The 21,197-nt window shown below is 36.1% G+C and carries 9 protein-coding genes; 8 read left to right on the top strand and 1 reads right to left on the bottom strand.

Annotated features, from left to right (window positions below; translation table 11 throughout):
* The first annotated feature begins 145 nt into the window (after positions 1 to 145).
* The 5 genes from FS608_RS30430 to FS608_RS19570 all read left to right on the top strand — a co-directional run bounded on the left by FS608_RS30430 (position 146) and on the right by FS608_RS19570 (position 10,646).
* On the top strand, positions 146 to 2,320 hold the full coding sequence (locus FS608_RS30430; protein WP_186328821.1) for a bifunctional glycosyltransferase/CDP-glycerol:glycerophosphate glycerophosphotransferase: 2,175 nt from the start codon (positions 146 to 148) through the stop codon (positions 2,318 to 2,320).
* 5 nt (positions 2,321 to 2,325) lie between these two features.
* On the top strand, positions 2,326 to 3,744 hold the full coding sequence (locus FS608_RS30425) for an MBOAT family O-acyltransferase (protein ID WP_186328820.1): 1,419 nt from the start codon (positions 2,326 to 2,328) through the stop codon (positions 3,742 to 3,744).
* Positions 3,745 to 3,761: 17 nt separating this feature from the next.
* On the top strand, positions 3,762 to 4,964 hold the full coding sequence (locus tag FS608_RS19580; protein ID WP_186328819.1) for a DHHW family protein: 1,203 nt from the start codon (positions 3,762 to 3,764) through the stop codon (positions 4,962 to 4,964).
* 48 nt (positions 4,965 to 5,012) lie between these two features.
* Positions 5,013 to 7,718 carry a bifunctional glycosyltransferase/CDP-glycerol:glycerophosphate glycerophosphotransferase gene (locus FS608_RS19575; protein WP_260871744.1) on the top strand — a complete coding sequence of 902 codons (2,706 nt, stop codon included), beginning with the start codon at positions 5,013 to 5,015 and terminating at the stop codon, positions 7,716 to 7,718.
* Positions 7,719 to 8,039: 321 nt separating this feature from the next.
* A complete protein-coding gene (locus FS608_RS19570; RefSeq protein ID WP_144554156.1) occupies positions 8,040 to 10,646 on the top strand; it encodes a glucosaminidase domain-containing protein in 2,607 nt (868 codons plus the stop codon).
* 42 nt (positions 10,647 to 10,688) lie between these two features.
* Here FS608_RS19570 and FS608_RS19565 read toward each other — a convergent pair whose 3' ends face one another.
* Positions 10,689 to 12,026, bottom strand: coding sequence for a glycosyltransferase family 2 protein (locus tag FS608_RS19565; protein ID WP_144554154.1), 1,338 nt, complete (start codon positions 12,024 to 12,026; stop codon positions 10,689 to 10,691).
* Positions 12,027 to 12,251: 225 nt separating this feature from the next.
* On the opposite strand from FS608_RS19565, the gene FS608_RS19560 reads away from it, so the two are divergent.
* From FS608_RS19560 to FS608_RS19550, 3 genes are all read left to right on the top strand, one after another.
* Positions 12,252 to 14,732 carry a glycosyltransferase gene (locus FS608_RS19560; protein WP_144554152.1) on the top strand — a complete coding sequence of 827 codons (2,481 nt, stop codon included), beginning with the start codon at positions 12,252 to 12,254 and terminating at the stop codon, positions 14,730 to 14,732.
* A 180-nt stretch (positions 14,733 to 14,912) separates the two neighbouring features.
* A complete protein-coding gene (locus FS608_RS19555) occupies positions 14,913 to 18,515 on the top strand; it encodes a CDP-glycerol glycerophosphotransferase family protein (RefSeq protein ID WP_144554149.1) in 3,603 nt (1,200 codons plus the stop codon).
* Positions 18,516 to 18,706: 191 nt separating this feature from the next.
* Positions 18,707 to 21,181 (top strand): glycosyltransferase, encoded by a 2,475-nt coding sequence (locus FS608_RS19550; RefSeq protein WP_144554147.1) that lies wholly within the window; start codon positions 18,707 to 18,709, stop codon positions 21,179 to 21,181.
* Positions 21,182 to 21,197: the final 16 nt, after the last annotated feature.

Below are 21,197 nucleotides of genomic sequence, written 5' to 3'. Positions count from 1 at the left end.
TTGATTTTCTATTATTTTCATAACACAAATCATCTTAGGAACAGATAAAATTGTATAAATTAACAAATTCTATACATAACAATGATTAATTGTTAAAATCTAATAGGAATATTGTCGAAATTTCAGGGAGTGTGACAGAAAAAGTATGAATACTAAACAAAAAGCGACGGTATCAATCATAATCCCGTATTATAACTCCATGGAATTCATCGGAGACTGTTTAAATTCCGTATTATCACAAACCTACATGAATTTGGAGATTATTATCATAAATGATGGTTCGGATGCAGAAAATACAGGATACATCGAAACGTTGCAAGACGACAAAAGAATTGTCTATTTAAAAAATGAATCGAAACAGGGAGTAGCCTACTCACGGAATAAAGGCTTGAGTTCTGCGACAGGGGAGTTTGTATTTTTTCTAGATAGTGAAGACATCCTAGCAGAAAAAGCGATTGAAATCCTTTTGGCTCATATTGAAGAAGCACCCGCAATTGCAGGGAGAACCAAGCGATTATTGAGGCCAACGGATTTAGAGGTTCCACAGCCGTCAGAAGTCATCGTGACCCCTAAACCAAGTCAAAAAATATTCCATAGCGGAAGTATTTTAAATGTATTGATTCGGAGCAGTTTTATCAAAGAACATATGGTTCGCTTTTATGTGGGAACGGAAGGCGCCACAGATATATCAGGGATCATCCCGTTTCTCTTATACGTCAAAAGTTTACCAAGCTTAAATATCCGTACATATTTTCAACGGGTTCGTAATGATCCGATTTCTAATCCGAGTCTCGTTCAACGTTCTATTCAAGAGAGAACCCGTGATTTTATTAAAGTCTATATGGAAATGAATCAGCAGTATGGAACGTCTCAACCAGTTAAGGAATATTTGGACGGGCTGCTTCTCAGGTTTTATCGACGCCAGGTTATTAATATCTTTAAAGATCAAAAACACCTAGATGAATTCTTTCACTTATTGTCGTCCGCGATGAAAATACTTAATCCAGCGAGCATTGCTTCTCAGCCTAGTCATATTAAAAGGGAAGTCAACCAGTTACGGGCTGGAAATAAAAATAAATTCATCAAAGGATATAGATTCCATGTTGAAGCAAGGGATTTTAAAAATGCGATAAAAGGGTTCACTAGGCTTAAAAGGTACATCTATAATAAATTTTTCTTAAGATTCCCGATGAAAGATAATTACATTATTTTTGAAAGTTTCTTAGGAAAAAACTATTCGGATAGTCCCCGTAATATTTACGAATATATCATTGAAAACAATCTTGATTATAAATGTATCTGGGTATTTAATGATAAACATCGTCAAATCCCAGGGAATGCAAAAATTGTAAAACGATTCAGCCTTGCCTATTACTACTATTTTGCGGTATCGAAATACTGGATTAATAATATGCGGCAGCCGCTGCATCTTGTTAAACGCGAGGGAAATGTCTTTTTAGAAACCTGGCATGGTACCCCGCTTAAAAAATTGGTTTTTGATATGAAGGATGTCTATTCGGCCAATCCAAGATATAAGCGGGATTTCTATATGCAGTCACGTGCCTGGGATTATTTATTATCGCCGAACCGCTATTCTTCGGAAATCTTTCGAAGCGCCTTTAAGTTTGATAACGAAATGCTGGAGTTCGGCTACCCAAGAAATGATATTCTTTACTCACCACAAAAAGAAGAAATTGTGGCAAGAGTAAAGAAAAACATTGGAATACCTGACAACAAAAAGGTAGTACTATACGCACCAACTTGGCGGGACGATGACTTTTATGAGCCTGGCAAATATAAATTTCAACTGCAGCTGGATTTACATAAAATGAAGGAAACTCTTGGGGATGACTATGTGGTCGCACTAAGGATGCACTATTTTATTGCGGATGATATTAATGTGGACGGCTTGGATGGTTTTGCATTCAATCTTTCAAAGTATGATGATATTGCTGAATTATACCTGATTTCGGATATTCTTATCACTGATTATTCTTCTGTATTTTTTGATTACGCCAATCTTAAGCGCCCGATTTTATTCTTTACGTATGACCTGGATAAGTATCGGGACCAATTAAGAGGGTTCTATCTGGATTTTGAAAATGAAGGCCCAGGACCATTGCTGCGGACAAGTGATGCCGTCATTGATGCAATTGCAAACATTGATGAGATAAATGAGCAGTACTCTGATAGATACGCTGCATTTTATGAACGATTCTGCAGCTGGCATGATGGGAAATCCACGGAGAAGGTAGTCAAAAGAGTCCTGCTGGGTGAGGACCCATCCGTTCAAAAACAATCAGAGAATTACGGAGGATAAAAATCGTGCTATTTAGTTCAACCGTATTTTTATTTTTATTTTTGCCTCTCACGTTAACTTTATATTTTTTGGCCCCCCGGAAGTTAAGGAACACTATCTTACTTTTGGCGAGTTTGTTCTTTTATGCCTGGGGTGAACCAAAGTTTGTGTTATTTTTGTTTCTCTCCATTGTACTTAATTATGTTTTTGCCCTGTTAGTTGATCAAAATAGGGAAAAACATGTCTTGGTTAAGTGGGTAATGGGGGTAACTATTTTTGCGAACCTTTCCATTTTGATTGTTTTCAAATACGCCAATTTTATTGTCGATAACATTAATGAACTGTTTGGAACAACGATTGAATTAGGAAATATCCCTTTCCCGTTAGGAATCTCCTTTTTTACCTTTCAGGGACTAAGCTATGTGATTGATGTGTACAGAAAAGATGCGAAAGCGCAAAAAAATCTCATCAACATGGCAATGTATAAGGCGTTGTTTCCACAGCTGATTGCCGGGCCGATTGTCCGCTATGTCACAGTGGCTCACCAAATCGATGAACGGAAAGAATCATTATCGAAATTTGCGTATGGGACGAAACGATTTATCATTGGCTTAGCTAAGAAAATGATTCTAGCCAATAATTGCGGCTGGGTCGCCGACCAAGTGTTTTCTATGCCTGCAGGTGAAATGTCGGTGGGGATGGCGTGGATTGGTATCATTGCTTATTCATTACAAATCTACTTTGACTTTTCGGGATACTCCGATATGGCAATCGGTTTAGGCAGAATGTTTGGCTTTGATTTTCTTGAGAACTTTAATTATCCGTATATTTCGCGTTCCGCAACGGAATTTTGGAGAAGATGGCATATCTCCTTAAGTACCTGGTTTAAGGATTATTTATATATTCCTTTAGGTGGAAACCGCGGTGGAACATATAAAACCTACCGTAATTTGTTCATTGTCTGGCTAGCGACCGGGATTTGGCATGGTGCCGCATGGACGTTCATCGCCTGGGGTGTTTATTACGGAGTGTTAATTATGTTAGAAAAAGCATTTTTATTGAAATGGATCAAAAGTATTCCAAGGGTATTCCAACATCTTTACGCCCTTATTGCCGTGTTGATAGGGTGGGTATTCTTCCGTGCCGAGACATTTACGTATGGGTTTAATTATTTAAAAGTGATGTTTTTTGCGAACGGCAACCCGATTTGGGACCAGCAGGCAAGCTTTTATCTATCCCAATATGGAATCGTCCTATTGATTGCTATGATTGCGGCCACGCCTGTATTCCAAGTTCTCAAAGACAAAGCTATAAAACCGGGGACAACAGGAATCGCCAGCGGCAGAGATTTTGTGGTCACAGCAAGTTATGCTGTTATTTTCTTTTTAACGCTTGTTAGCGTGGTATCGTCCACCTTCAATCCATTTATTTATTTCCGGTTTTAATGAGTATGGAGGGAATTATGAAAAAAGCTAATGTACAAGGCCTCGCCGTCATAGCTATTTTTCTGTTAACGATCTTCGGTTTCTTAATCTTTACATTTGTGACCCCATCGAAGTCTATGTCGTTACTAGAAAATCGAAAGCTAGCGCAAAGGCCAGATTTAAATAAGGATAATTTACTTACTGGGGAGTATTCCAAGCGGTTTGAGCAGTATTACAATGATCAATTTCCGATGCGTGATTCATTTATTGAAACGAACGCCTTAATTAATAAGAATTTCTTCAGACAAAATATAATTGAGGATGTCTATGTGGCGGATGATGGGTATTTGTTATCACAAATTGCTGAGGTCACCCCTGCTGATGCGAAACAAACAGCGGCCAGAATTAATGAACTTGCGACAAACCTTGCTAAAAAGAACATCAGTGTGTATACCGCATTAATGCCGAATAAATCAACCATGATGGAGGATAAATTTCCTGCCTATTTTCCAAGCTTTGGTCAAAAAAATATGAACCTTCTTTATAAAGAGCTTGGGAAAGCGTCCCATCCGATTGACTCCCGCAGCGCCCTGGCTAAGCATATGAAAGAAGACTATATGTTTTTCTATTCAGACCATCATTGGCAGGCAAAAGCTGCCTTTTATGCGTATCAAAATGTCATGTCGGAGATTAATGCAAATGAGCAAACCGATAACCAGGTTTACCAATATAACGATTACACATGGAACTTATCTGGAAAACCGTTTTTGGGTTCCGATGCTCGGAAAACAACAAGTGCCAATGCTAAGAAGACTGATACGATTTTAGTGGCTCAGCTGAAAGAAAAAGATCAGCCGTTTACGACGAAATGGGGAAATCGCACAAGAAGTGGATTATATAATATGGATTTTTTAACAATGGAAGATCCCTACACCAACCGTTATCAAGCTTATTTAGGTGGGGATTACGCTCAATTGTTAATTACCAATCCTAATAAAACAAACGGAAAAAAGGTATTAGTGATCAAGGATTCTTATGCCAATGCATTTATTCAATTTCTTGTTCCACACTATAAAGAAACGCATGTATTAGATCTACGTCATTACAATAAAATGCCCATCGAAAAATATGTGGAGAAAAACAATATTGACCAAATTGTCCTGCTATATAATATCAACTCAATATTTGTAACCCCTGCATTAACAAATTTTAAACATCCAGGGCAGGGTGAAAATCAGTAAACTTGATGTTTGCCCTTTTTCTAATCTATTCTTTCGGAGGTAGTAAATTTGGAGCTAGAAAATCGGTCCTATAATGATTTTTATTTTTCGATCATTATGGCGGTGTATAATGTTGAAGATTATTTAAAAGAAGCTGTCGAAAGTATTATTAACCAAACGTTAAACTTCGACAGGCATATTCAATTGATTTTGATTAACGATGGAAGCATAGATGAAAGCGGGAAACTATGTAAAAAGTTTCAAAAAAAGTATCCGAATAATATTGTCTTTATTGATCAAGAAAACCAAGGGGTAAGTAGTGCGCGTAATGCGGGGTTAGAGGCGGCAAAGGGGAAATATGTTAACTTCCTCGATCCAGATGATAAATTATCATTAAATGCCTTAGAAAAGGTCTATAACTTTTTTGAAAAGCAAGGCAAAGACATCGATGTTGTTTCCATACCCATCTTTTGGTTTGACCAAGCTAAAGGTGAGCATCTACTTAACTATAAATACGCATCCAATAAAATCATCAATATTCTAAAGGACCATCGCTTTATTCAAATGTCTGCATCAAGTTCGTTTGTTCGAAGGACGGCAATTGGTGAGCAAAGATTTAAAGAAACCCTAAAATATGGGGAAGATGCAGAATGGTTAAATCGGATTATTTTAAAGAAGTGTGAATATGGTGTTGTAAAAAAGGCTAAATACCATTACCGTAAACGAAGCACCAATACTTCTGCAACCCAGCAGGCCTTACAGGATAAGGATTATTATTTACACAGTTTGAAGAACTTTTCGTTTACGTTTATTAATATGTCACTGGAGATTTTAGGGTTTGTCCCTAAATATTTCCAATACATGATTATGTATGATTTGCAGTGGCGTCTTAATAATAATGATTTAAATGTACTCATGACTGCAGAAGAAACGGAAAAGTTCCTCAAAAAGCTTAGAGACCTGCTAAGTTATATCGATGATGATATCATTCTGGAACAAAAGCATTTAAATATGTATCGGAAAAATTATTTGTTACGAATTAAGTCCGGTCAGGATTCTGCTGATTTTTACCAACCATTCCATTCACCTAATAATGCGGTCTTATTACACGGCGATCAGGTCATGGATGCTTTGGACCAGCATCAATTTGCGGTAGAGTTAATCAATATTGAAAGTAAGCAGCTTTTTATAGAAGGTCATTTTACTTCCCTTTTTGAAAATAGTGATACAAAAATTGTTGCTGCCGTTAATGGCGAAATGATTGAGGCTCATATTGTCGAACGTTTTTATAAAGATATTAATGTCTTTGGGAAAAACATAAAAAAGGCCATAGGGATTAAATTCAACTTTCCATTAGCTAAAATAGGAAAACAGAGTAAATCACTAAAAATTACTTTTTATGCGATCGTTCAGGAGAGCAAAGTAAAGTTAGATGTGTTATTTAGCGGGCAAAGCCATTTAAAAGATAATAGTTATTCTTATTTTAATAAAAATGGATACGTAGTTACTTATCAAAAAAAGAAGAAGCAATTCCTGGTTAGAAAAAGCGAATTTACATTAATCCGCGGGAAAGAAATTGCTGTTCTTAAAACTTTATATAAAATGAATAAACCAGGCTCTAGAAAGGCATTAATGGTCAGGTTAGATCATTTACTCCAAAAGCATTTCTTTCAAAAGAAGCCCATCTGGTTATTTATGGACCGAGTAAACAAAGCCGATGATAATGCGGAAGTCTTGTTTGAATATGCGACAAAGCAACAAGACGGTATTCAGAAATACTTCGTTATAAATCAAGATAGTGAAGATTTTAAACGCCTTCAAAAGATTGGCAATGTTATTCCGTATGGGTCGCGCCAGCATAAACGTTATTTATTACTGGCTGACAAATTGATTTCCTCTCATGCCGATGAGTTTATTGTCAATCCATTTGGGAAAATGAAAAAGTACCTTAAGGATTTATTTACATATGATTTTATTTTCCTGCAACACGGCATCACTAAGGACGATATTTCGAGTTGGTTAAATAAATATAAAAAGAATATTCGTTTATTTATCACGGCGGCCAACCAAGAATACGATTCGATTGTAAATGGTCATTATGATTACACGGAAAATGAGGTCTTATTATCTGGGTTTCCGCGCTTTGATAAATTGCAAAATGATGATAAGAAGCGGATTCTCATCATGCCGACATGGCGCAGCGATTTGGTAGCAAAGCTAAATCCAATCACTGGAACGCGCGAATATAATCCTGTTTTTAAGGAATCAGAGTACTTTAAAGCCTTTAATGATCTGCTGAACAATGATAAGTTATTAAATGCAGCAAAGGAAAAGGGTTATAAGATTGTCTTTTTCCCACACCCTAATATCAGACAGCAGTTGAAGGATTATCAGATTGATGATTCGATTGAAGTGGCGGACATGAATAACAGTTATCGTGATAATTTTAATCAATCCAGTTTACTGGTCACGGATTTTTCCTCGGTTGCCTTTGATTTTGCTTATTTAAAGAAACCGGTAGTTTATTATCAATTTGGAATGAACCATCTGGCAGAAGGTTATTTTGATTATCAAACGATGGGGTTTGGTGATGTCTTGACCGAAAGTGAGCAGGTGGCAGACAGAATTATTCAATATATGAATCAGAATTGCCAAATGGAAGCACCGTTCCAAGAACGAGTGAATCAATTTTACTCTTTTACGGATCAAGATAACTGTAAACGGGTTTATGATGCGATTCGCCAAATAAATCAACCTAAAAATATAAATAAATAATCTAGGGCAAGATTCAAAAGAGCTATTTTCCAATTTGGGAATAGCTCTTTATTTTTGCGACTCTAATATAAAAGCCCCATAAATTGTCGTTTTTGGTATAAGTAATTTGTCGTAATTTGTAAAAATAGATTAAAATTATATAACTATATTGTTACAATAGAAATTAGTTCGTCTACTGAAATATGTTCTTGAAGTTTTACATTTAGATTTTGCTAGATTTATAGAGAACACGAGGATTCTCATTTCAAGGTCAAACTTTGTAGAGGACTGAAGGGACATTCGGTCTCTTAAAAAATTATTTACCACTTTTAGGGAGGTATTATGGAGAAGGTTAGAAAAATTGTTGGGCATGCCGCTATCGCAGGCTTATTGTTCACAACAATGAGCCCTTTACCTGCGTTTGCAGAGGGGAGTGCGACGGAGGCAGCAATAACTGCTGTCGATACGGAACATGATTCAACGGCTACGGTTGAAAAGGATCCAGTTACGGGGGATACAGCGGCTGCGGTTGAAAAGGATCCAGTTACAGAGGATACAGCGGCTACGGTTGAGAAGGATCCAGTTACGGAGGATACAGCAGCTGATGTTGAAAAGAAAACAGAAGCTGAGGAATCATCTACGGCCGTTGAGAACGAAGCAGTTACTGAAAAAACAACAACTACAGTTGAGAAAGATCAGTTAGATTCAAATGCGATGATAGAAAAAAACAATATGACTAAGGCTGCTGTAATGGCGACTGTTGAGGTCGAGCTTACGGGGATCACCATTCAGCCTGAGACTGTTGTGTATGGAGAAGCATCTACAGATTCTACCCCCATTAAATCGTATATGGAAGGTACTTCTGTAAAAGTGTATGATTTTTCAGCTGATTGGTATGTTACCACATCCAATGTTGAAGGCACCAATCAGTTAGGTTATATCCAAAAAAGTGAGATTGATTTAATCACTTCAACCCCGGTTAAATCTGAAGGGATTGCGTTAAAGGATCCGACCAATTTATACTTCTCACCAGCAAAAACGTCTGATGTGGTAAAATCCTACCGCCAGGGTTCATTCTTACTCTATTATTCTTATACATCACAATGGTATAGAACGAGTGTGAATGTCGATGGTAAATATCAAACCGTTTATATCCATAAGGATGATATTGAACAAGCTGACAACAATCCTGAAAAACAAGAGGGAATTGCAATAAAGGCAGAAACTAATTTGTACGCCTCACCAATGAGAAGTTCAAAAGTTGTAAGAATTTATAGCGAAGGCTCTCTATTAAAATATTATACCTATACATCAGGTTGGTATAAATCAAGCGTGAATGTTAATGGTGTGCTGCAATCCGTCTACATTAACAAGGATGATGTCGAGCAGGTTATTGCTAATCCAGTTAAACAACAAGGTTTTGCTGAAAAGAATCCTACTAATTTGTACGCCTCACCATCAAGAAATGCTCAAGTACTACGAACATTTGCAGAAGATTCCTATCTTTCTTTTTATACCTATACATCTGATTGGTATAAATCAGCCGTATCTGTGAATGGACAGATCCGTACGATTTATATTCATAAAGACGATGTTGAAAAACCGATAACGAATCCAGTTAAACAATCGGGGATTGCGGTAGCAAATCCAACAAACATGTACTCTGCTCCAGTGAAGGGGTCAAAGGTTTTAAAAACCTATCGCTCCGGCGCAAAGTTATTGTATTACACTTATTCATCAAAATGGTATAAGTCAACAGTGACTTATAATGGGGTCCCAACTGTTGTCTATCTTGCAAAGGATGAAGTGGACCAGCTAGTTAATCAATCAGAAAAAGAGGAAGGAATTGCGCTTGTAAATCCTACCAAATTATACGCTTCTCTATCAAGGGATGCGAAAGTATTGAAAAGCTATAAACCAGGCACCATTTTGAAATATTATTCGTATACAACTCATTGGAAAAAGTCGTATGTAACAGTAAATGGGACTGTTCAGACGGTTTATATTCATAAGGACGATCTAGAGCAAGCTACCTTCTCGAATACTACTTTACAAGGGCTGACATTAAGATCATCTACTCATGTTTATTCATTGCCTTCGAGAGATTCGAAGATTCTAAGAGATTATCCGAAGAATATGATACTAAAATTTTATAACTATAGTGAACACTGGTATAAATCCTATTCTACGGTAAATGGAAAAGTTGTGATCTGCTATATTAACAAGTCAGATATTGGTGAACAACGAAAAACGGTCTATGATTTGACTTTAGATCAAGCGGTAAATATGCAAAAGAATGCTTCGCCTGTAACCGATAGGGATGCAGAGTGGTTGTCCGCAACGACCTCAGAAATTGAATATTATTTGAATCCGCTGAATTTTGGTTCCAATTCGGATACTTATTTGCAATTCTTAATCTTGTCGCATCCAGCGGGGACAAATGCAACCGAGTTGAATAACCGAATTCTTTATGGAAAAGGGGTTTTAGCTGGTAAGGGAAGTTCTTATATCATAGCGGCACAAACCTACCATATTAATGAAATCTACCTCATTAGTCATTCGCTCTTAGAAACTGGTAATGGTAAAAGCAATCTAGCCACGGGGATAAAAGTGAATGGTGTAACGGTCTATAATGTCTATGGTGTCGGTGCCTATGACAGCAATCCAGATTACTATGGTGCCAAGTTCGCCTATGAACAGGGATGGACGACTGTCGAGAAAGCGATCATAGGCGGTGCAAAATTTGCTGCTGAAAATTACATTCATGCAGGGCAAGACACCCTCTATAAAATGCGCTGGAATCCAGAAGCGATGGATACCTATGGTTATGCATCCCATCAATATGCAACAGATATTGGCTGGGCTATAAAACAAACAACGAGAATGGCACAGATGTTAAGTACGTTAACACAATTCACATTGCTCTATGATGTTCCTGTCTATCAATAATGAAAAAAGGGTGGATCCATTTTGGATTCACCCTTTTTACTATTAATCCAACTCTACTTCTTTCAAATTTACTTCGTTTAACATGTATTTTCTGCCGGATTCGGTTTCTAGGCCGAATTGAAATTTACTCGTATAGAAGGGTAAAGTGGTTTCAAAACCGGCATGCTCGTAGTTTCGGACGACGGTTCCCCAGATGATTCGCAGTTTTCCTGGAAGTTCGGCTTTTGGCAAATACGTGATCTTGTCTTTCGCTTGGATAAACAGCCGATCATTTTCCTTCATAAAATAGACTTTATTCATGAAGTGACCTTTTATTGTCCACTTTAATACACGGTGATGACATTCAGTTATTACAACCTTTTGTTTTTCAATCTTCTTGGGACTTATATTTTCTTTGTACGGCCAGCCATTTTCACTTAGGTTTAACAAATAGGTTTTATAATAAAAGGGCATGTCCTGTTCTTTGATGTATTTCTTATCAAACAGTTGAATCAACTGAACAAATTCCTCAAAAAACTCGTCTTGTTCTTCTTTGGATAATACCTCATAGATAATAGGATTGTTTTTAGGAAAAAGGTACAACCGTATATGATACGTGATTAAGAACTGCACATATGGGAGGATCTCGTTATAGTGACTCCTTGATTCGTTAATCAATGTTAAATAGCAGCGTCTAATCATTTTCGTGTACCGTGATTTTTGATACCAAGCGTTACTAACGAGTGAATCCTCATCGACACGTCGGCGGTAATGATATTTTGCTTCTGAGACTACCCCGTATTGCTTGTGTTCAAGTAAAAAGGTATTGATAAAGAGAGCATCCTCCCAAAATTTGATATCGGTTTCAAATCGCAAATCAGGATTAGCAAGGAAATGTTTCGCTTTAAAAAAGCATCCGCCAATATGAAAATGAATCCCCGTATACTCCTCAAGAATATTAATCACCCGGTCTCCTTGCTCAAAACGATAGTTCAATCGGTGCGGGGTATCAATTCGTTCAAAATGGTAGAGGGGAATCACTGCTAGTTGAACATCTTCATGCTGAGAAAAAAAAGTGCCCACTTTTTCAAGTGAATCCTCGGACAGGAGATCATCGGCATCTAGGAAGCCAACGTAATCTGAATGCGCTGAAACATGATTGAGACCAGTATTCCTGGCGCTGCCGGGGCCGGCATTTTCGCGGTAGACATATGTAATATTGTTAGGATACTGGCTGACGTAGGTTTGACATATATCCTTTGATTGATCGGTACTGCCGTCATCAACCAAAATAATTTCGACATTTTGTTTAAAGTCCACTGTTTGATTAATAAGGCTTTCAATTGCCTCATGTAAATATTTTTCTGCATTATAGACAGGAATGATCATCGAAAAAAGCATGTTGTAACTGCCCCTTAACTGTATTTGTGATTGGTCTTGTATCCATTATAGTAAACTGGCTGGGTTAGTACAATGTTCCAGTCAAACAGAATTCGACAATCAGGCTAACAAATACCAGCTATAACGGGACCTTCTTGATATAGTTTGGCATTTAAAAATATGCTATAATTTTTAGGAAATATATGTATTTTTTCATCAACGCTTCGTCGGATAGGGGGTTGTACCATGAATATGAAAGTGTTGAAAAGAAGGATCAAATTTATCATTAATCCGATTTATCATTATTTTGCCAAGTCAAACCACCGCATTAATTATCAATATACACAGTACTATGAAAGATGTACTGTAAATGACAAAACCATTTTATATGAAAGCCGCGATGGAAAAAGTTTAACAGATAGCCCCTATGCTATTTTTAAATACTTACTGCATAATCCTGAATATAAGGATTATCATCATATTTGGTCAATTAGCAAATTCGAAGATTTAGAAACTATCATTTCTGCATATCAACACCTTGATAATGTAACATTCGTCAAACGAAACTCCAAAGCATACCTCAAAGCACTCGCATCTTGTAAATACTTAATCAACAATTCTACCTTTCAATCATTTTTTATCCGCAAACAAGAGCAAATTTATATCAATACTTGGCATGGAACTCCGCTGAAAAGTATGGGGTTTGATATCCCAGGAAACCCATCCGTTTCCCAAAATGTTGTCCGCAATTTTCTTAGTGCCGACTATTTAATTAGCCCCAATGAACATACAACTAACATGTTCCTTGACAGTTATAAGCTAAAAGGGATTTATAATGGCGAAATTATTGAAGAAGGCTATCCCAGAATGGACCTTACCTTCCATACGGAAGCAAATCCATATTTCGATTACTTAGCCAAAATTGGGTTGAAAATTGATCGGACCAAAAAAACGATTCTGTATGCACCTACCTGGAAAGGGACCAATGTCTCAAAAGCAAAAAATGATATGTATCAAATTATTGCGGATATGACCTATTTAAAACAACAGGTCAGCAAAGAATACAACATATTAATCAAAGTCCATCCATTTTTATTTGCGGAGGCTAGAAAATTTACAGAGATTAAAGACATTTTAATCCCTGACTTTGTCGACACGAATGAATTATTAAGTGTGATTGATCTCTTAATCACCGATTATTCTAGTATCTTCTTTGATTTTCTCGTCACGGATAATCCCATCCTTTTCTTTGTCTGGGATTACGATGACTATAATGAAACAAGGGGACGATACTTATCAGATGACGAGCTGCCAGGTCCGACATTGTTTACGATTAATGAAGTGGCAGATGCTGTACAGAATATTGAAAAAGTACGTGATGATTATAAAGAAGTCTATCTTAATGCAAAACATAGATTTACCCATCATGATGATGGGAATGTAACAGAGCGAATCGCTGAATCCATTTTTAAGGGAAAAAAGGCTCCGATAAATGTAATCAAAAATTGCGACACCGGCAAAAAGAAAATCCTTATTTATCCAGGCGGGATGATGAACAATGGGATTACCACTTCTTTCATTAATCTGATGGATAACATTGATTTTACGAAGTATGATGTGAGTATTTTTATGAAAACACCTACGTCAAGAGAGGCCCTTCATAATATGGCAAAGGTAAATAAACAAGCAAGATTCCTTTTTCGAAATGGACTGGCTGTCTTTAATATTCATGAAGTTTATTGTGATAAATTCGTGCATAATCGCGGGGCGCATAGCAATCTCACAAAAAGACTTTATCCTGAAGACGGTTATCTTCGTGAAGTAAAACGACTTTTTGGAAAGTCACATTTTGATTATGTCATCGATTTTAGCGGGTACAGTTTATATTGGGCAAAATATCTCCTCGCTGTCGATGCCAAGAAAAAAATCTGTTATATGCACAATGATCTGCTGTCAGATAGTGAACGAACCATTAATGGCAGGAAACCACACCGGATTAATTTACGAGGACTATTTTCTGTCTATCATCGCTTTGATAAACTGGTCAGCGTATCGGTTGGGACCATGGAACTGAATAAAAGGAACTTGTCTGCCTATGCAGATGAATCTAAATTTGATTACGTGATGAACTCCATTAATACAGAAAAAATCTTAACATTAAGCAAGATAGATGATGACGGAATAATCTCTGAAAAAACAGTCATTCCCGAGACTGTGAAGGAAAACTATAATTTCATAAATATGGGTAGATTATCACCTGAAAAAGGACAAGATCATTTAATTAAAGCCTTTGCTAGGTTTCATCAAGGGTTTCCGAATTCTAAACTTTACATTTTAGGGGAAGGGCTGCTCCGGAAGGATTTAGAAAACCTAATTGGCGAACTTAAAATGGAAAAGTCGGTGTTCCTAGTTGGACAGGTTGAAAATCCGTTTCAAATTATGAAAAAATGCGATTGCTTTGTGCTTTCGTCTCACTATGAGGGCCAGCCAATGGTGTTATTGGAAGCGATGACACTTGGCATGAAGATTTTAGCCACTGATATCATTGCGAATCAAACGGTATTGGAAAATGGAAGATATGGCTTATTAGTAGATAATAGTGTTGAGGGGCTAGAAAAAGGACTCAATCAATTGGCAAAAAATGAACTTGACCATACACCTGACAATTTTAGGCCCGAGGAATATAATCAAAAAGCAATGGATACGTTTTATAAGGTATTAGAGTAAGAATGATAGGCAGTCTTTAAAAAGCAAATGGATGGCAAGGAAACTTGTTCATCGATTTGCTTTTTTGTTGTTTAAGAAAGTAGATTGTCAGCTCCGTACATATAAAGCATCAAAGATGGTAAGAATAACTAATAAAAAAAATTATAAGAAAGTGAACTGGTAAGGGAGCTGTAGATTTTCATGAATAAAAAGGTTTTAAAAAGAAGAAAAAATTTTATCGTCGAACCACTCTATAATTATTTCAAAAAGGCAAATCATCGCAGAAATTTCCAATATAGAAGGTTTTATGAAAAATTAAATGTAATTGATGATACTATTTTTTATGAGAGCAGGGACGGGAAAAGTTTAACAGATAGTCCATATGCCATCTTTAAATACCTCTTACATCACCCCGGATATAAGCATTTCAAACATATTTGGTCTATAAATAGTTCAAATGAGTTAGAAACGGTAATTGCAGATTATAAAGGATTGAAAAATGTAAAATTTGTCAAACGTAATTCAAAGGAATATCTCAAGTGTCTAGCTACTAGTAAGTTCCTAATTAATAATTCAACCTTTCAGTCTTTTTTTATCCCTAAAAATGACCAAGTATATATTAATACTTGGCATGGAACGCCCCTTAAAAGCATGGGATTTGATATCCCTGGTAATCCAGCTCACTCCCAGAATGTGGTAAGGAATTTTCTAAGTGCGGATTATCTATTAAGTCCGAATGATCATACAACAAACATGTTTCTTGATAGTTATAAACTGAACGGTGTATATAACGGAGAAATTATTCAGGAAGGCTATCCAAGAATCGATCTTACCTATCATACAGATTCAGAGGTGTTTAAATCTTTATTAACTAAATTGGGGTTAACCATTGATAAAACAAAACAGACGATTCTATATGCACCCACCTGGAAAGGGACCCATGTTTCCAAGGCGAAAAATGATATGTTTCAAATTATTAGTGAGATGTCCTATTTGAGGAATCAAGTGGGAGAAGAATATAACTTATATATCAAAGTCCATCCATTTTTATATGACCAGGCCAGGAAATTTGACGAAATAAAAGATATCTTAATACCAGATTTTGTGGACACGAATGAGTTATTAAGCCTTGTGGATATCTTAGTAACTGACTATTCGAGTATCTTTTTTGATTTTCTAGTAACAAATAAACCAATTTTATTCTATATCTGGGATTACGACGATTATCGTGAAGAAAGAGGTATGTATTTATCTGATGACGAACTACCAGGACCGACTCTGTTTACCGTCCAAGAGGTAGCAGGTGCTGTTCAAGAGATTTCAAAAATAAGTGAAAACTATAGGTCTGTATATCAGGCTGCAAAAAATAAATTCACAAAACATGATGATGGTAATGTTACTACAAGAATTGTTCAATACGTATTTAATAAGAATAAGTCGCCAATAAATGTCATAAATCAATTAGACAGGGATAAAAAGAAAATTCTCATTTATCCAGGAGGTTTGATGAACAATGGCATTACATCATCCTTTATTAATCTGATCGATAACATTGATTTTACTAAGTATGATGTTAGTATTTTTATGAATACACCAAAATCGAAAGAAGCATTGAATAATATCGCGAAGGTGAATAAAAAGGCTAGGTTCCTTTTTCGGAATGGATTATCGGTATATAGCCTTTTTGAAGTCTATCGAGATAAATTTGTTCATAATAGAGGGGCACATAGTAATATCACAAAAAGACTTTACCCTGAGAATGCATATCGGAGGGAATACAAAAGATTTTCAGGGAAATCACAATTTGATTATGCAATAGACTTTAGTGGTTACAGCTTGTATTGGGCAAAATACTTGCTCGCATCTGATACGAAGAAAAAAATATGTTATATGCATAATGACATACTTACAGATAGTGAAAAGGTCATCAATGGCCGCCGGCCGCATCGGATTAACTTAAGAGGACTTTTTTCTGTCTATAATAGGTTTGACAAGCTAGTAAGTGTTTCCCACGGAACAATGGAGCTTAATAAAAGTAATTTAACGGAATTTGCCGAGGAATTTAAATTTGATTTTGTCATGAATTCGATTAATCCTGAAAAAATTTTAAAATTAGAGAGTGAAGAGAGCATTGGCCAATTAATGGACCACTCAAGGAATGGTATGCAAAGTGATCAGCAATTGAGTAATATTCCCTTTCAATCACGGGCCTTTATAAACAATACTAAGGATCATTTTATCTGGAATAGACCAGCGGTGTTAACAGGGGCTGAAAAATTAGCACCTGCAGACAGCCTTTTAAATAAAGAGGTAGCGATATTACGTGAAGCACGGGTTGGAACAAATGTTTATTATAAATTCAGTATCGAAGATCGTATTGTTGGCTGGCTTGATCAAGAATGTTTTGAACTTTTACCCGACAGAATTATATATGAAAAGCAAGTAAACAAAATAGCCATTTTAAAGTTTGTACATGCCCGTGATATTTGGAGTAAACCATATAAAATTGAGGGAGTTAAAAAAATTTCCTCAAGTAAGGATTATAAAGGTGTGCAAGTTATGGTGGATTTAGAGGCTAGAACGCAGCGTGGAATTTATAACAGGTTTTCAATTAATGGAACTGTCATCGGCTGGATTGATTCTTCGGCATTGTCGATTATTAAAGAGTACGATAATAAAAAACGAATCAAGGGGAACATCAAGATATCTCTGTATAAACTGGCTAATTCAAAAAAGAGTAAACAAATAATCAATCATCGAATACTAGAGGAAAAGAACTTATTTGACCTGGCTATGATTTCAAATCCAGGAGATTACGAAGTATGGTCAAAACCGTATCCTAATTTAGGCTGCAGAAAAATCATCGATGCCAAGGCATTAATAGGTGAAAAAGTAATCGTGACGAAACGTAATAAAACTGTAAAAGGGACGTTTTACTTTTTTTATCATGATGGGAAAAAAATTGGCTGGCTCGATCAAAATGCCTTTTCGATGATTGAGGAACCGGTTATTATTTCAGAAAAGACAATAAAGAGGGTAGCTACAATCAACTTAGCAGATGAAAATGTAATCATGAGGACAGTGAATGGACTTGAAGGTGCGAAGGAAATAAATGATTTACGAAAGTATAATGGAAAAACAGTAACAATTATTAAAGAAGCCAGTACCCTTGATGAAACATTCTGTTATTTTGCCTATGAAAATGAAGAAATTGGCTGGTTAAATAAACGTTGTTTCCAAATCATCAAAACTTTAGGAATACAAAAAGGAAAAGTTTTTTTTCCTGAACCATCGAATGAATATTATAATTTCATTACGATGGGAAGATTATCTCCAGAAAAAGGTCAAGATAATTTGATAAAAGCCTTTGCGAATTTTCAAAAAAACTTCAAAACCTCTAAACTTTATCTTTTAGGTGAGGGTCCATTAAGGAAAGATCTAGAGAATTTAATTTCAGAACTCAAACTCGAAGAGTCAGTTTACCTCGTGGGACAATTAGACAATCCGTTTGCATTAATGAAAAAATGTGATTGTTTTGTATTATCTTCTCATTACGAGGGACAACCGATGGTTTTATTAGAAGCGATGACACTTGGAATGAAAATTCTCGCAACGGACATCGTCGCCAATCGAACTGTATTGGAACAGGGAAGATATGGCCTTTTAGTAGAAAATAGTATTGAGGGTCTGGAAAAAGGTCTCAATCAACTGGCTAAAAATGAGCCCACTTACACCCCGGATGAATTTATTCCAGAAGAGTACAATAAAATAGCAATGGGAACATTCTATAGGGTATTAGAATAAACATTTAAAGCAAATCGGTTGCAGGAAAACATCCTGTAATCCATTTGCTTTTTATTTTTTCTAAAAAAGGTAAAAACCAGTATCAGATGCTTCGAAATTATCAATACTTACATATAACGACTTAAAAATGGAAAAAATAGTTATCAAAAATAAATAAGTAAGTTGAATTGATAAGGGAGTTGCAGGTTTACATGAAAAAGCGGATAAAATTTATGATTGGACCAATCTATAATTATGTTAGAAAGGCTAGTCATCGCAGGAGTTATCAGTATCGAGGATATTATGAAAAATTGAACGTGATGGATGACACTATTTTTTATGAGAGCAGGGATGGAAAGAGTTTATCAGATAGTCCCTATGCCATCTTTAAATACCTTGTCAATCACCCTGAATATAAACATTTCAAACATATATGGTCGATCAACAGCTCAGGCGAAATAGATAATGTGGTGGCACCCTATAAAGGGCTGAACAATGTCACCTTTGTGAAACGCCATTCCAAGGAATATCTTAAATGTTTAGCAACTAGTAAATATCTAATAAATAACTCTACCTTCCAATCTTTTTTTATCCCTAAAGATGAACAGGTTTATATTAATACCTGGCATGGGACACCACTTAAAAGTATGGGATATGATATCCCAGGTAATCCAGCACAATCACAAAATGTCATAAGGAATTTTCTTAGTGCTGATTATCTGTTAAGTCCCAATCAACATACCACCAATATATTCCTTGAAAGTTACAAACTTAAAGGTCTCTATCATGGGGAAATTATCCAAGAAGGATACCCACGAATCGATTCTACCTACCATACTGATCCAGATGTGTTCAAATCACTCCTAGCAGAATTAGCACTAAGGATTGATCCAAACAAGCAGACCATTCTTTATGCTCCAACTTGGAAAGGGAACAGTGTTTCCAAAGCGAAAAATGATATGGATCAAATCATACGTGATATGTCCTATTTAAAGCAGCAAGTAGGTGAAGAATATAATGTATTCATTAAAGTACATCCATTTTTATATAATGAGGCTAGGAAATTTAGTGAAATCAAAGATTTATTAATACCTGATGCAGTGGATACAAATGAGTTATTAAGTGTCGTGGATATTTTAATAACCGACTACTCTAGTATCTTTTTTGATTTCCTTGTCACAAATAAACCTATTTTATTCTATATATGGGATTATCAAACATATAAAGAGGAACGTGGTGTTTATTTGAGCGAGGATAAATGGCCCGGACCTACTCTTTTTACGATTCAGGAAGTGTCAACGGCAGTTCGGGATATCTCAAAAATAAGCGGCGATTATACGCCGGTATATCAGGCAGCTAAAGAAAAATTTACCGCGCATGACGATGGAAATGTAACACCCAGAATCGTCCAATACATTTTTAATGAGAGTAAAACACCTTTAAATGTCATTCAACCATTAGAGGCGGATAAAAAGAAGATCCTGATTTATCCAGGTGGTTTGCGGAATAATGGGATTACCTCTTCTTTTATAAATCTTACTGACAATATCGATTTTAATAAATATGATGTTAGCATCTATATGAATAGACCCACCTCTGATGAAATACTAAAAAATCTCGAAAAAGTAAATAAACAGGCCAGGTTCCTTTTTCGAGATGATTTTGCGGTTAATAGCCTTTATGAGGACTATCGCGATAAATTCATTCATTATAGTGGCGCCCATACTGCCTTTACCAAAAAGTTGTACCCTGAAAACGCATATAGGAGAGAGTTCCGGAGGGTTTTTGGCAGAACAAAGTTTGACTATGCGATAGATTTTAGTGGATATAGCCTGAATTGGTCTAAATATATCCTCGCTGCAAATGCGAACAAAAAATTATGTTATATGCATAATGATTTACTATCTGATAGTGAACGAGCCATCAATGGTCGGAAACCGCATCGAAGAAATTTAAGGGGTTTATTTTCCGTCTATCACCGCTTTGACAAGCTTGTAAGTGTTTCTTCAGGAACAATGGAGCTCAATAGAAATAATCTATCAGAATTTGCTGAGGAGTTTAAATTTGATTATGCCATGAACTCGATTAATCCAAAGAAAATCCTCCAATTAGGAAGTGAGGATTATACCGTACAATATAATGAAATTAATAAGGTCGGTATCCAGGAACCATTACCCAATAACTTAAATTTCGTTACGATGGGGAGGCTATCCCCAGAAAAGGGTCAAGATAACTTAATAAAAGCTTTTGCTCAGTTTCATCAAGGCTTCGCAAATTCTAAGCTATATATCATTGGTGAAGGTCCGTTAAGGATGCATTTGGAGAAATTAATTGCAGATTTGCAGCTGCAACAGTCAGTGTTTCTAGTTGGACAATTGGAAAATCCGTTTCCATTAATGACAAAATGTGATTGTTTTGTGTTATCTTCTCATTATGAGGGACAACCTATGGTATTATTAGAGGCAATGACCCACGGGATGAAAATTATTGCGACGGATATTGTTGCGAATCGAACGGTATTAGAGAACGGGCGGTATGGATTATTAGTGGAAAATAGCATTAATGGTCTTACAGATGGGCTTAATCAAATGGCAAGGAATGAATTAAATAATAAACTTGATGAATTTATCCCAGAAGAATACAATAAAAAGGCAATGGAAACATTTTATCGAGTATTAGGAAGGTAAGGGTACTAGTCTCACT

Source organism: Bacillus sp. X1(2014), assembly GCF_007678255.1.
Note: the sequence above shows the minus strand (reverse complement) of the source record. Positions and strands in the feature narration are given on the sequence as shown.